Annotated in this window: 14 protein-coding genes and 1 tRNA gene; 4 read left to right on the top strand and 11 right to left on the bottom strand. The window is 42.9% G+C overall.

The window, feature by feature from the left end; all coding sequences use genetic code 11:
• A partial coding sequence (locus F7C14_RS07090) for an NFACT family protein (RefSeq protein WP_290901339.1) occupies positions 1-643 on the bottom strand: 643 nt, incomplete at its 3' end.
• Between the two features lie 99 nt (positions 644-742).
• Between F7C14_RS07090 and F7C14_RS07085 the strand changes: the two genes are divergently transcribed.
• Positions 743-1,048 (top strand): hypothetical protein, encoded by a 306-nt coding sequence (locus F7C14_RS07085; RefSeq protein ID WP_290901337.1) that lies wholly within the window; start codon positions 743-745, stop codon positions 1,046-1,048.
• Here the strand turns inward: F7C14_RS07085 and F7C14_RS07080 are convergent.
• The 6 genes from F7C14_RS07080 to F7C14_RS07055 all read right to left on the bottom strand — a co-directional run bounded on the left by F7C14_RS07080 (position 1,038) and on the right by F7C14_RS07055 (position 5,811).
• Entirely contained in the window at positions 1,038-1,535 is a 498-nt protein-coding gene (locus F7C14_RS07080) for a hypothetical protein (RefSeq protein WP_290901335.1), read from the bottom strand. The genes F7C14_RS07085 and F7C14_RS07080 overlap by 11 nt on opposite strands.
• Positions 1,536-1,545: 10 nt before the next feature.
• Positions 1,546-2,172: a metal-dependent transcriptional regulator gene (locus tag F7C14_RS07075; RefSeq protein ID WP_290901333.1), complete on the bottom strand. Its 627-nt coding sequence runs from the start codon at positions 2,170-2,172 to the stop codon at positions 1,546-1,548.
• Positions 2,169-4,046 (bottom strand): ferrous iron transport protein B, encoded by a 1,878-nt coding sequence (gene feoB / locus F7C14_RS07070; protein ID WP_290901331.1) that lies wholly within the window; start codon positions 4,044-4,046, stop codon positions 2,169-2,171. Before feoB ends, F7C14_RS07075 begins: the two co-directional genes overlap by 4 nt.
• A 114-nt stretch (positions 4,047-4,160) precedes the next feature.
• Positions 4,161-4,451: an MTH1187 family thiamine-binding protein gene (locus F7C14_RS07065; protein ID WP_290901329.1), complete on the bottom strand. Its 291-nt coding sequence runs from the start codon at positions 4,449-4,451 to the stop codon at positions 4,161-4,163.
• A 26-nt stretch (positions 4,452-4,477) separates the two neighbouring features.
• Positions 4,478-5,623, bottom strand: a complete 1,146-nt coding sequence (ftsZ, locus tag F7C14_RS07060; RefSeq protein WP_290901326.1) for a cell division protein FtsZ — start codon at positions 5,621-5,623, stop codon at positions 4,478-4,480.
• The gene (locus tag F7C14_RS07055; protein ID WP_290901323.1) at positions 5,620-5,811 is read right to left on the bottom strand and encodes a type II toxin-antitoxin system ParD family antitoxin; all 192 of its coding nucleotides are present in this window, start codon (positions 5,809-5,811) and stop codon (positions 5,620-5,622) included. Before F7C14_RS07055 ends, ftsZ begins: the two co-directional genes overlap by 4 nt.
• A gap of 260 nt (positions 5,812-6,071) precedes the next feature.
• On the opposite strand from F7C14_RS07055, the gene F7C14_RS07050 reads away from it, so the two are divergent.
• Positions 6,072-6,980: a DUF1152 domain-containing protein gene (locus F7C14_RS07050; protein ID WP_290901321.1), complete on the top strand. Its 909-nt coding sequence runs from the start codon at positions 6,072-6,074 to the stop codon at positions 6,978-6,980.
• On the opposite strand, the gene F7C14_RS07045 is transcribed toward F7C14_RS07050, so the two are convergent.
• The 4 genes from F7C14_RS07045 to argJ are packed head-to-tail and all read right to left on the bottom strand — an operon-like array spanning position 6,958 to position 11,607.
• Positions 6,958-8,163 (bottom strand): NAD(P)/FAD-dependent oxidoreductase, encoded by a 1,206-nt coding sequence (locus F7C14_RS07045; RefSeq protein ID WP_290901319.1) that lies wholly within the window; start codon positions 8,161-8,163, stop codon positions 6,958-6,960. The genes F7C14_RS07050 and F7C14_RS07045 overlap by 23 nt on opposite strands.
• Positions 8,160-9,272, bottom strand: a complete 1,113-nt coding sequence (locus F7C14_RS07040; protein WP_290901317.1) for a cation:proton antiporter — start codon at positions 9,270-9,272, stop codon at positions 8,160-8,162. Before F7C14_RS07040 ends, F7C14_RS07045 begins: the two co-directional genes overlap by 4 nt.
• Entirely contained in the window at positions 9,269-10,477 is a 1,209-nt protein-coding gene (locus tag F7C14_RS07035; protein WP_290901315.1) for a TrkA family potassium uptake protein, read from the bottom strand. The genes F7C14_RS07040 and F7C14_RS07035 overlap by 4 nt, the downstream gene beginning before the upstream one ends.
• On the bottom strand, positions 10,474-11,607 hold the full coding sequence (gene argJ, locus F7C14_RS07030) for a bifunctional ornithine acetyltransferase/N-acetylglutamate synthase (RefSeq protein WP_290901312.1): 1,134 nt from the start codon (positions 11,605-11,607) through the stop codon (positions 10,474-10,476). Before argJ ends, F7C14_RS07035 begins: the two co-directional genes overlap by 4 nt.
• A gap of 50 nt (positions 11,608-11,657) precedes the next feature.
• On the opposite strand from argJ, the gene F7C14_RS07025 reads away from it, so the two are divergent.
• Both F7C14_RS07025 and F7C14_RS07020 read left to right on the top strand, forming a co-directional pair.
• Positions 11,658-12,383: a twin-arginine translocase subunit TatC gene (locus F7C14_RS07025; protein WP_290901310.1), complete on the top strand. Its 726-nt coding sequence runs from the start codon at positions 11,658-11,660 to the stop codon at positions 12,381-12,383.
• A 52-nt stretch (positions 12,384-12,435) separates the two neighbouring features.
• Positions 12,436-12,507: transfer RNA gene (locus F7C14_RS07020), tRNA-Ala, on the top strand.
• Positions 12,508-12,691: the final 184 nt, after the last annotated feature.

Here is a 12,691-nt window from a genome sequence, read left to right as displayed (position 1 = left end):
TTCTCATTTCTTCGAAGATCCTTCTAACTTCATCTTTTTCAAGCTCGTTTCCGGGCTTTTTTTTGTTCACCCCAGCCCTCTCAAGAATTTCTTCAGCGTAAAGCCCTCCGAGTCCGAGCTTGGTTGCCAGAGTCTTTACGACTTCTTTCTCGTCCAAAATTTCTTCAAGGTCTTTAACCGATTTCACATCGAAAGGCGTGAGCCTCTTTTCAGGAAAGCCGTAAACATCCCCGACCTTGTAGGAGGGATTGACAGAAAGAATGACCTTAAAATCTTCGTCTAAAAGTAAGAGATTTCCCTTTCCGAAAAGTTCCGAGACGATTATCTTTCTTTCTCCCCCTCTGGAAAATTCAACAACCACTATCCTATCGAAATCATGCTGATAAACTCCCTCTACCTTCGCACCCTCCAGATGCTTTCTTAAGAGCATGGCTACAGCTGACGGAAATCTTGGACTTTCTTTCGGAAATTCAGTCGCATGAAATCTTTTCCCCGCTTCTACGAGGACATCAACTCTCCCTTTCCCTCTAAGCTTTATTCTGAACTCGTTAGGGGGGTAGTGGTAGATCTTATCCACCCTCATTCCTTCGATGTTGAGTTCGTTCAGCACGGCTCTTATGTCGATGGAGCTCATTTGTCTCATCGCCGAAAGCTTGTTAATTTCGTTTAAAATAATTTTGAGAAAAAACTTAAATAATAATAGTTTGTAATAATAGTTCGGGATATATTGAGGTGTTGTGTAATGGTGCTGAGAAAGTTACTCGGCGAAGCTGAGATCGTTGTTAGGCATTTAATCGTGTTAGAAGCTGTGATGAAAAATCAGCCGATAGGAATCTTCAAGCTTTCCGAATTACTCAACATGCCGAAGCACAAAGTTAGGTACTCCTTGAGAACGCTGGAGCACGCTGGAATTATAGAACCAACCCCCCACGGGGCTGTAATCAGAGAAGGGGGAGAAGAACAAATAAAAAAGTTAAAAGACGACTACAAAAGCCTTATGGACTACATGAAAAAGATCGGGGAGATGATAGAGAAAATTACCGAGTGAAGAACTCTAAAATCTTCCTAAAGCTTTCTTCGTCGAATTTTCTCTTGTAGTTTCTCAATAGAGATTTTAAACTTTCCCAATCATCTTTTCCAAGCTTTTTAGCAAGATATATCGAGAATTGGGTTACGTTAGCAGGTTTTTCCCTCACGACTCCCCTCTCAAAATCAATAAACCAAACCCTCTCCCCTATAATTATGTGCTTGTCTGGATGGGTCATCTCCTCTTTGTTTATTCCAAGCCTGTCGAGGGTTCTGCATATTTTTAAAGCCTCTAAAACGCTTTCATCGAAGTTGTTCTCGATGTACCTTCCTATCGGAATTCCGTCGAGCTTCTCCATGTGAACTTCAAGTTTCTCTGGACAGACCTTGTAAAGCTTGGGAACGAATTTGAAGGGTTGAAGGATCGTCAAAAAGTAAGCTTCTTTCCAGAAGTTCAGCTTCAACTCTCTTTTAAACTTCTTCACCGCTATTCCATTCCTGAACTCCACTACCGAGTGTTTACCTTTCGGCATTTCCGCTTTTTATCAGGTAAATTTGAGAGGCGATGTTTTCGTCTAAAGCTATGTTGCTGTTTCCAAGCTTGATGACTATTGCCGGAAAAGTTCTGATCACTTTAACCTTCTTTCCCGGCAAAATTCCGAGGGCTATCGCTTTTCTCATGACATCCTCGTCTCCGGCCAGATACTTTATTATTCCCTCATCTCCCGGCTTTAGTTCTGACAGCTTGTAAACTATCCTCTTAACCTCCTCCTCCTTGACCCTGCAACACTTTCCCTCCGGAATTAGGTTTCCGTGGGGACATCTTGATGGGTGCCCCAATAAAGTGCAAATAGCCTCCTCGACTTCGTCACTTATTATGTGCTCGAATTTACATGCCGATCTCTCAGCTTCCATTTCCGAAGTTTCGAAGAAGTCGTGGAGAAGCCTCTCCGCTAATCTGTGAAGTCTTATGAGCTTCCTCGCCATCTCCAAACCTTCCGCTGTGAACTCGTAATCCCCGTTCTTTTTCCTGATAAATCCCTCTCTTTCAAGCTCTTCGAGAGCTTCCTCGCTTATTTCAACATTTCTGCTTTCAAACTTCCTCTGCCAGAGGTGTCTTAAGGCGTTCTCTATTGCTTCCCTCAAATTCCCACCTCTTGCAGCAATAAATTCAGCAACATTCCGACGGAAAAAGCTATCGTCATAGCTACGAGAAACACAGAAAGAGCAAACTTAACTCCTCTCTCCTTCATCATGACGGAAAACTGGGCAACGCATGGAACGAAGAGTGTGAGAGATACCATCGCCACTATTGTTTGCCTAAAGGAGATTACTCCGCTATCAACCAAATCGTAAAGTCCGGCAGCTCCATAGTCTCTCCTGAAAAATCCGTAGAGGAAAACCTTAGAAGCCTCTTTTGGAAGACCTATCAGCAAAGTAGGGTGAGCTAAGAGAGACAAAACCATGTCGAATATTCCCGTTATTCTTCCAATCCATATAACAACGCTTATAGCAACGAAAATCGGCAAAACTTCAAAGAAGTACCATCTAAGCCTCGTTAGGGTTTTCATAACCACGTTCTGTAAGGAGGGAATTCTGAGCGGAGGTATTTCCATGAAAAAGCTCGGAGAGCTTTTGAAAAAGCTTTTAGATGCAAAACCAACCACCATGAACACGGAAAAGACTGTGGCAGCCCAAATCAACAATCCAAAGAAACTTGGAGCAATTGCTAAGATCACACCAAACTGGGCTGAGCAAGGGATAGTCACGGCTAAAAGCAATGTGGCTATCATCCTCTCCTTTCTACTCTCTAAAACTCTTGTAACGATCGTCGCCATGGTTCCGCAGCCGAATCCGAGCATGAGGGGGATCACAGCTCTGCCGCTCAAACCTATCTTTTTGAACAGAGCGTCGAGGGTGTAAGCTATCCTCGGCAAAAATCCGGAATCTTCAAGGAGCGAAAAAGCTATGAAAAACATCGTAACGACCGGAAGAACTATAGCGACTGCGTACCTTATTCCGAGGGTCACGATTCCGTATTCACCTCCGAATAGCTCTCTAATCCAATAGTTATCTATACGAGATTCAAGAAAAGCGTTGAAAGCGGGATTTATGTTCTCTTCAAAGTAGCCTTCTATCGCATCCACAAGAATTTGTGCCCCTATAACTCCAGCGAAGAGGTAGAGAATGTAGAGGAAGAAAATCGTTAACGGAATTGCGAAAATAGGGTTTAGTGTTAATTCGTCCAGTTTCAGTCTTTTCGTCTCCTCAAACTTGACTATCCCCTCAAGAATTTCGTCAGCAATTTTCTTATACTCCATCGCTATTTTGTAGGAGAGATTTTCTCCCCTCACTCCTGTTAGCTCTTCAGCTACTTTATCTCCCGAAAGGAGAAGAATCGCCAAAAACCTTTTCGAAACCGCATATTCGCCGTTTATTTTACTTTCAATCTCCTTTATTTTCTCCTCAAGCTGATCGCCAAGTTTAAAAATTCTCTTTTTTTGTTCAGCTTTACTAAGCTCTGCTATTTTCTTCTTTAACTCGTCGAGTCCTTTTCTTTTAATAGCTACCGTCGGAATTACCGGAATCCCAAGCCTTTTTTCGAGTTCTTTCACATCTATTTTTAATCCCAATCTTTCCGCTTCGTCCATCGCGTTCAGAACGAGAACTATGTTTTTACAACTTTCTATGAGCATTAAAGTCAGAGGTAAGCTTCTTTCCAAGTTTTTCGCATCGACAACGTTGATGATCAAATTCGCTCCACTCTCTAAAATCATTCTCTTAGCGACGACTTCCTCTTCAGTTATGGAGAAAAAGGAGTACATTCCCGGAGTATCGACAACTTTCAAATCCAGATCCCTTATTTTTCCCACTTCTACGTCGACCGTTGTACCGGGATAATTAGAAACCGTAGCGTACTTTCCGGTTAATTCGTAAAAGATTACACTCTTACCGACGTTCGGGTTCCCTACGAGGAGGACATCAGCGTCAGCTATTTCGTGAGGGACATGACAATGCATATTTTTAGGTGAACCTAAAACAGATTATAAAGTTTTTGCCGAAACTTTCAGGCAAAAACGATCAGAGGTATTGTGGAGTAAAATTAATAGTAACTCCGCTGTAAATTTTCCCGGCTAAATTTTCTCCAAAACTGACCTCACTTTATTTTCCATCCTTCCCCCTTTCTTTCTAACGTCAATTTTCAAAACAAAATAATTCCTTGGTGAATCAAGGGAGAACAACTTTTCGTTAATTTCCTCAAGAATTTCGCAAAGTTCCGAAAAACTGTTCAACTCTAAAATCGTTCCCATAGCTGTAAGCTCGTGCTTGATATTTTTCTCCTTTAAAATCTTGATAACCTCAGCGATGTACTTGCTCAACGATTCCCCAACACCTACGGGAACTACCGAAATTTCCACGATCATAAAAATAAAAGATGTGAAAGCTGCAATCAGAGAACATCAATACCGTTGAAGTTCCTTCCGGCAGTTACAGGATAACTCCTTGGCTTTGAATAATAGGACTCTTCGAATCTGCTTTCAGGTCTCTTTTCGAAAGTTCTTGGCTGGTAGCAGCTTTCCTCATCCACTTCAAACAACTTCTTAGCTTTCACTCCGGTCATAATTGCAGTTACTCTCACGATTCCCTCAAGCTCGTTCGTTATCCTCGCACCCCATATTACATTAGCATTCTCAGCAATTTCAAACGTTAAGTTGTTCACGATCTCCTCAGCCTCCCTAATCGTTAGGTCGTTACCTCCCGAAATGTGGATCAAAGCTCCAGTAGCTCCCCTGTAATCTATTTCGAGGAGGGGATGCTGCAGACAATCTCTAACGACTTCCTTAGCTTTGTTTTGGGCTTTGGACTCACCCACAAGCATCGCAGCAATTCCCCCATGACCCATCACAGCTTTGACATCGGCAAAGTCGATGTTTATTAGAGAAGGCTTGGTGATAGTGTCGGTAATCCCTCTGATCGTTTCAGCAACAATCTGATCCATAACGCTGAAAGCCTGCTCTATCGGCAAGTTCGGGACGTACTCAAGAAGCTTGTTGTTGTCAAGCACAACGACGGTGTCGCAGTGCTTCTCTAATTCCTCCAATCCCTCCTTGGCTTTTTTCAGTCTCGCCCTCTCAACTTTAAACGGCATCTGTACCATTCCGATTACTATAGCCCCTTGCTTCTTCGCCACCTCCGCCACAACTGGAGCAGATCCCGTTCCAGTCCCTCCACCAAGTCCGGCACAGATGAAAACCAAATCCGCCTCGTTTAAAAGCTCTTCAAGAGTTCCTCTTGCCATTTCTGCTGCTTTTCTACCCACTTCTGGATATCCTCCCGCACCGAGTCCTCGGGTTATGCTTCTCCCAATAAGGACTTTTTTGTGGGCTTTTATCATCTCCAAATGCTGTCTGTCGGTGTTTATTGCAATCGTCTCAACCCCGTCGATCCCTATGTTCATCAACCTGTTTACGGTGTTGTTTCCACTACCACCGCAACCCACAACAAATATGTTCGGGGTGCCGAACTCCCTAACATTTATTTTTTCCGCTCTCTCCTCTGCATAAAACATCTGGGCTTTACTAACAAACGATTTCATACATTTTCCCCCTTCCACTTCATTTCCTCAACTTTTCCGGACTCAGACATTTCCTTCATCTTAACCTTCATAAAATAGCGAATGGCATCCCTGATCACTTCGCTTACGTTGGCGTACTCTCCACTTATAACAAGACTTTCAAGAAACTCGTACTGTTTTTCCGTGAGTCTTATGGATATCTTCTTCATCTCTTCCACCTGAATCATAGGATATATAGGAGGACAGGCGGAGGATGCCTGCCCTCCATTGCCTTCCCGCCGTCACCTATAGGATGCCAAATGGAACTTTTTGTCCGACAATGTAAGACAGAACAACAACATATTTAAGGATTGCTGCTTCCGTGGGTATATTTAGCGGAGTTTTATATTTATACCATGGGTTAAAAATGATGATAGTGATAAAAATAAGATCGTTACCGTTTTATGCATTTTTGGAATCTTTCTTTATCGTGAAGCTTATAGATCTTCTCAAGAGTGTAAACAGTGCTCTTGTAGTCGGTATCGGCGGTGGAGGGGATGTGGTAAGTGCCATCTATGTGAAAAACTTTATCGAAAAGTTTGAAGTTGAGTGCGTTCTCGGTGGAGTCGTTTGGGAAAGAATAAGGAGGGACAAAAAGCCGGGTCCGGCTGCTTTGGAGGAAATTTCCGGAGTTGAAAGAGTAAACGATTGCCTCGGGTGGCTTAAAGGCGGAGAAACGATCAACGGAGTTGAGCTGATATGTTCAAAAGTCGCCGGTTTTTTGGGAGAAAAAGTGTTGGCACTGGACATAACTAAGGGCGCTGAAATCCTTAGAAAATCTCTTGCAGAATTTTTAAAGGAACACGAGTTCGATCTGATATTTGCTGTTGACGCTGGAGGAGATTCAATAGCGAGGGGATGCGAGAAGAATCTGACGAGTCCGCTTGCCGATTCCGTTGCTATCGCCTCTCTAAGGGATTTTAAAGTAATACTTGCCATTGTGGGATTTGGAAGCGACGGAGAATTGAGCAGATTTGAAATAGAGAAATATCTTTCCGAAGACCACGATGCTCTTCTTGGAGTGAGTTTGGTTGAGTGGAACGAAAATCTTGAAAATTTCGTTTTTTCCGTAGAAACCGAATCCTCCAAAATTCCCCTGCTGGCTTCTAAGGGTTACTTCGGGAAGTACAGGTTTTGGGGCGAGTTAGATATAGACGTGTCGGTTCTCAACGCTCTCGTCTTCTACCTTGATTTGAAGAGAATTTACAACAAGTTATTAGCAAAGAACGTGGAAAACACGTTTAGCATCTGGGAAGCCAACGAGAAACTCCACAAAATTGGAATAAAGACGGAATTGGACTTGGAACTCGAAATAGCTAAGAGAGAAGGTCTTCTATAACCTTTTCGGCAACTTTTTTTCCGGCAAGCAAGCTCCCATTCATGCTTCTCTCCGGATAGTTAGCTTCTGAGGTTAATCCCGCATAGTAAAACCCTTCGGCAAGCTTGTACGGAGTTACTTTTTTGAGATACCCTTTCTCGTAGATTGGTCCACTATATTTTGCACGAAAAACGTAAAACTTTTTCACGTACTTTTCTCTAAATCCGAACTTTTCAAGGAAGGACAAGTAGATTCTCCTCAGATCGCTGTCGCTCTTTTCGTATAGTCTTTCCGGAGTTGTGTAGCTTGCAAGATATATCAAATGCTCTCCGTAATCTTCGAAGGGCATAAAGTTCGTATGCTCAATCATCGCTCCAAAGGGGGCATTTGTGAAATTCGTCCAGTAGATATCCTCGGTCACCTTTTCTTCGGCGATTATGAGAGCACATATGCTGCTCTGAAATTTTATCTTTGGAATGTTGAAATTCAAATTTAACTCTGGCAACGGAGCAGTAAAGATGACGGCATCGAAGTCTTCTCCGTTAACCGTCCACTTACTTCCCTTTCCAATCTTAGCACTCTCAAATTTAATCTCCAAACCCTCCGAAAGCTTTTCAACGAGCTGAACAAAACCACCTCTCAAATAACCGAGTTCCTCCCCCTTTAGCTTTCTGTTGCTTCTAATCGACACCCTCGCAAGAAGCCAAGCGTAACTTACTTCGCGATAATTATCCCCGAACTTTGATCTGAGGAGCGGTAGGAAGAAGTTACGGTAAAGTTCCTCCCCGAGTTCTTCTTTAATTCCCTCCACTACGCTTACGATATCAAAATCCTTGTAATTTTTCTTTTTCGCAGAGATCGTGAATTTCGCAAGCTTTATCTTGTCCAAAAAATTCATGCCAGGATATCTTAGAATCTCAACCGGCGTGCTCAGAGAATAGATCTTCCCCCCATACTCCTGCCCTACTTTGACGACCTTCCATTCAAGTTTTGAGTGAAGATTCAATTCCTTCAAAATTTCAAGGAGGTATTCATCCCACCTAAAACAGTGGTGGTAGAACTTTTCTATGCAGTAGGAGTTGCAGAGAGAGGAGAGCAGTCCGCCCACCTCGTTCTTTTCGAAGACAGTTACTTTCGCATATTCCGATAATATTCTTGCAGCGTTAAGTCCGCTCAAACCAGCTCCGATGACAGCTATCTTCATTTAACCATCACCCTGAATATCGTCGGTGCTATTAGTCCCGTCAGGAGTGTGAAAAAGATAACGTTAGCTGCTTCGAAACTCGTAATTATTCCAGCACTCCTTGCGATCTCTGCCCCAGCTACCGTCAGGCTCAGCTTCGAAACCTGAATGGTTCCCATTTTTATGGCATCTTTAACCTCGAATTTTTTGAAGAAGACAAAGGACGGTAAGAGCTTTGCTGCAAAAGCCGCTATCGTAAGGTGGATCACGAAAATCAAGTTAACACCGCTCAGAGATCTGTAAAGCTCCGCTCCAGCTTTGAGGAAAAATATCGGTATAAAAACGCCGTAGCCAACCGCTTCAAGCTTCCCGCCCAAGCTTCCGGAACCCCTCAAAACAGCTGAAACAAGAACTCCCGCGAGAAAAGCTCCAAGAATTGCTTCCGATCCTAAGAGAGTTGCGACTCCAGAGAAGAATATCATCAGAGCGAAAGCACCCCTAACTCCAACCTCCATCGGATCTTCGTAAAGCCTTTTAAAGAAATTCGGAAACCTCCAGATGAGTCTTTCGCCAAGAAAGTACGAGAGAAGGAAAAGAAGAATTATCCCGAAGGAAAGGAAGAATTCCATGGAAACACTTTCGTACTTTTCGTAAATCACTATGATGGACAGGAGAGTCATGGTGAGAAAATCCGTGAGGAAAGTAGTTACGAGAATGCTCTGTCCAAAATCGGTTCCGGCAAGTCTTTTTTCCCTCAAAACAGGAACAACAAGTCCAAGAGATACGTTTGTCAGGAATATCGCATAAATGATGTGAACTTTTAGCATTATCACCGCCGTGAAAGAGATCAGAAAACTCAGGAGAATGTAGAGTAGAGAGATAAAAACTATGTCCTTCCTTTTTTCGAGAATTGAAAAGTTAATCTCAAGCCCAGAGAGAAACATGAGGAATATCAAACCCAAAAGAGCAAAAAACTCGAACCAAGAGAGGCTGAAAATGTTGTAGAGAGAAGCCAACATCATGCCGAAAACTATTTCGAGGATTACTGCCGGAATTCTGATTCTTTCGGCGATAAACGGAGATAGGAAAGCTATTCCCGAAATCAAAAAAATCGCTATTAAATCTTTCATTCAATCACCATCACAGAGGAGTTCGTTTTAGTTATAACTTTCCAGAGGACATTTTCGCTCAGATTTCCGACATCATTTTTTGCAGAAAGAATCACAAGGTCGTACTCTTTTTTCACTTCACTTATGACCTCCACCAGAGGGTTGTGAGAAGCTAAGGAAGTTTTCATTTTCGGGCTTTCCATTATCGAAGATGCAGCTTTCAACTGCTCCTGATTGAGAAAGAGAACTGTCGTTTCCCCGAAGAAGTTCGAAATCGCCGAAGCGTAATTCAGGAGTTTCTCTGGCTTACTTGTGTTCACGATAACAAGAATGTTTTTGTAATCTTCCTTTCCTTTAGCCAGAAGAACTGGGAATTTTTCAAGGAACACAAGTTCCTTTCTGCTCTTGGGAACGTTCGTTATCATCAGATCCACCTTCCCCTCGAAAGCTTTTAGCAGTTCAATAGCTTCGTTGAGGCTCATATCCTCGATCTCGTCGGTGATTAAGGAACACATTATCGATCCTTGGGACTTGTAGAGATAAATCAGCTCGGCATCGAACCTTTCAGCGAACATTCTTGCTTCTCTGAAAACTTTGTCCTTTTGCTTTGAATCCGTAACGACCACAAGCACCTCTTCAAAGGGCTTTTTAGTCGCTTTTATTTCTTCTCCACAGATAATCCCGAGCCTATCTCCCTCTTCAAGCTTGAAATCGGGATTTGGTTTGTAGGCTAAACCACCTCTGAAAACGACAACCACTGTGCAACCTTCCCCTATGTTTATCTCCGAAAGTCTCTTTCCGGCAAAGTTCCTCTTAGAAACGACTATCTCAAAGTACCTTTTCCTACCTTCTGAAAGCTCATACATGATTTCAGCAGCGACTATCTTATCGCAGGCGATGGCTTTTATCTTAGCCTTCGCATATTCTTCTATCCTGCTCCCATCCTCCACTCTTGCCACGATTTCCTCTGCTCCGAGTTTTCTTGCTATTTCCGCTATCTGCAAGTTTGCCTCATCATCGTTTGTTGCTAATATTACTTTCGATCCCTTTAACTGAAGCTTACTCATAAAATTCTTGTCCCTTGCATCACCAAGCAAGGCTTTGTAACCTTGCTTGATCAGTTCTTCGTAGGTTTTCTCGTCTTTTTCAACGATAATGTAATCTTCCTTCAACGAATCCGCTATGCTCCTCCCTATACTTCCTCCTCCAACTATGACGTACTTCATGTTGTATATTCCGAATTTATTCTAACGTACTCGTAGCCGAGATCGCAGCCAAAAGCACACCCTTTCCCGTTTCCTTTGTGTAGATCTATCAGAACTTCTATTTCTTCCGCCGATAGTATTTTTCTTGCCGCAGCCTCATCCATCACAACCTCTCCCCTCTCCACAACCTTAACCTCCCCAAGTTTGCTTTTGAAAGCTATGCTGATTCTTTCATCCACGTCTATTCCAGAATAGCCCAAAGCGGCGACAATTCTCCCGAAGTTCGGATCTTCTCCGAAAAACGCTGTCTTAACGAGTAAAGAGCTTGCTATTGTTTTTGCAGCTTTAAAAGCCTCTTTGTTATTCCTCGCCCCGGTTACTTTAATCAAAAGGAGCTTTTTTGCACCTTCACCATCCCTAACTATCTGCTTCGCAAGCTCCCCGCAAACTCTTTCCAGCATCCCCTCAAAAGACCTTTCCGAGACCTTTTTCTCTCCGGTTGTCACGAGAAAAACTGTGTCGTTAGTTGAGGTATCTCCGTCAACAACAGCCTGATTGAAAGTTCTGTCCACCACCCTCCTCAAAATTCTCTTCGAAACTCTTGGTTGAAGGTCCGCATCGGATACTATGAAAGCGAGCATCGTAGCCATGTTTGGAGAGATCATTCCAGCACCCTTCGCAACTCCAGCAATTTTGATTTCGTTCTCCCGGTAAGCCATTTTCGGAAATCGGTCGGTTGTCATTATCGCCTTCGCAAACGAAAGAGAAGAGTTCTCATCGTTTCCGAGTTTGTTAAAAACGTCTTCGCCCATTCTTATAATTTCCTCTATTTCGAGCTGCTTTCCAATGACTCCAGTCGAAGCGACAGCAACCTTGCTAACTTCGCAGTTCAGCTTTGAAGCAAGGAATTCCGCCATCATTTTAGCTCTCCTCACACCTTCCTCTCCGGTAAAAGCGTTAGCGTTTCCGCTGTTTACGATTATCCCCCTAATATCTTCCGAGAGATTTTGAAGGTTAAACTTAATTGGAGCCGCTTTTATTTTATTTTTCGTGTAAACAGCAGCTATCTTACCCTCGCAAACGATTATTCCTACTCCGATTTTGCCCCTCTTCTCTCCCCCGCAAAAGACGCCATCGATCATGTGAAGCATAAACCGAGTTCTTCGGAGAGTATATATACTCTGTTCTTCAGCGAATATCGATGACAGAACTAACGCTGAGAGATGTAGCGGAAATACTTGTAGCTGTAAGAATGAAACTCATTAAAGTCATCGGCATAATCGCGGTAGTCTGGGCTTTATCTTACGTTTTCATAGCGGATCACGTCATAGAAAAAGTTGAAGAGGATTTGCTCCCAGAGGGGGCTAAACTGATCACTCAAGCTCCCCTTGAGCTTCTTATGCTGAAGATAAAAGTCTCCCTGGTATTCGGTTTTCTCGCGGCGCTGCCATACATAATCTACATCACCTACAAGACCCTAAAGGAAAGAACGGAGCTTTTGAAGGATTTCGAAATCTCCAAAAGTAAAGCGATATTGTATGCTATAGTTGCCGCAATTTTGTTCGTCATGGGTGTGGCTTACGGATATATCGTCATGCTTCCCCTCTTTCTAAAGTTTCTCTACTCCATCGCCCAATCTCAGGGAGTTTTGGCTCTCTACTCCATAGCCGAGTTCATAAATTTCGTAGTTTTGATGTTAGCGGTTTTCGGAGTTACTTTCGAAATGCCTTTAATCATGCACTTCCTCGTGAAGAATGGTATTGTAGATCTTTCCACGTTTAAATACTACAGAAGGCACTTTTACGTAGTTTTTTTCGTTATCGGTGCCATTATAACTCCACCCGACGTTTTCACGCAGTTGATGGTAGCTTTACCCATGATTCTGTTCTTTGAGGTAAGCTTGGCTGTTGTCAGCGTTACAACTTAATCTAATAAAAGAAGGGCAAAATTTAATAAACTCGAAATATCTCTATTTTCGAGGGCTCGTAGCTCAGCGGCAGAGCGCCGCCTTCGCAAGGCGGAGGCCCCGGGTTCAAATCCCGGCGAGTCCATTCAAAATCCTTTTCTAATCCAGCTTCAAATAAAACAATGTATTCTCTAAGCTTCATTTCCACAAAAGCGGACAGATTGGGGATTATTTGCTTTGCTTTCTCAAGAACTTTTTTATCGATGTACAAATGCAAAAATACTTTGTCGGATTTCTTCTGAGGCATGTTTATTCATCAATTGCTAAGG

Source organism: Ferroglobus sp. (genome assembly GCF_015521575.1).
In the GTDB taxonomy this organism is placed as follows: domain Archaea; phylum Halobacteriota; class Archaeoglobi; order Archaeoglobales; family Archaeoglobaceae; genus Ferroglobus.
The sequence above is the reverse complement of the archived record's forward strand: the minus strand, read 5'-3'. Positions and strand labels throughout refer to the sequence as shown.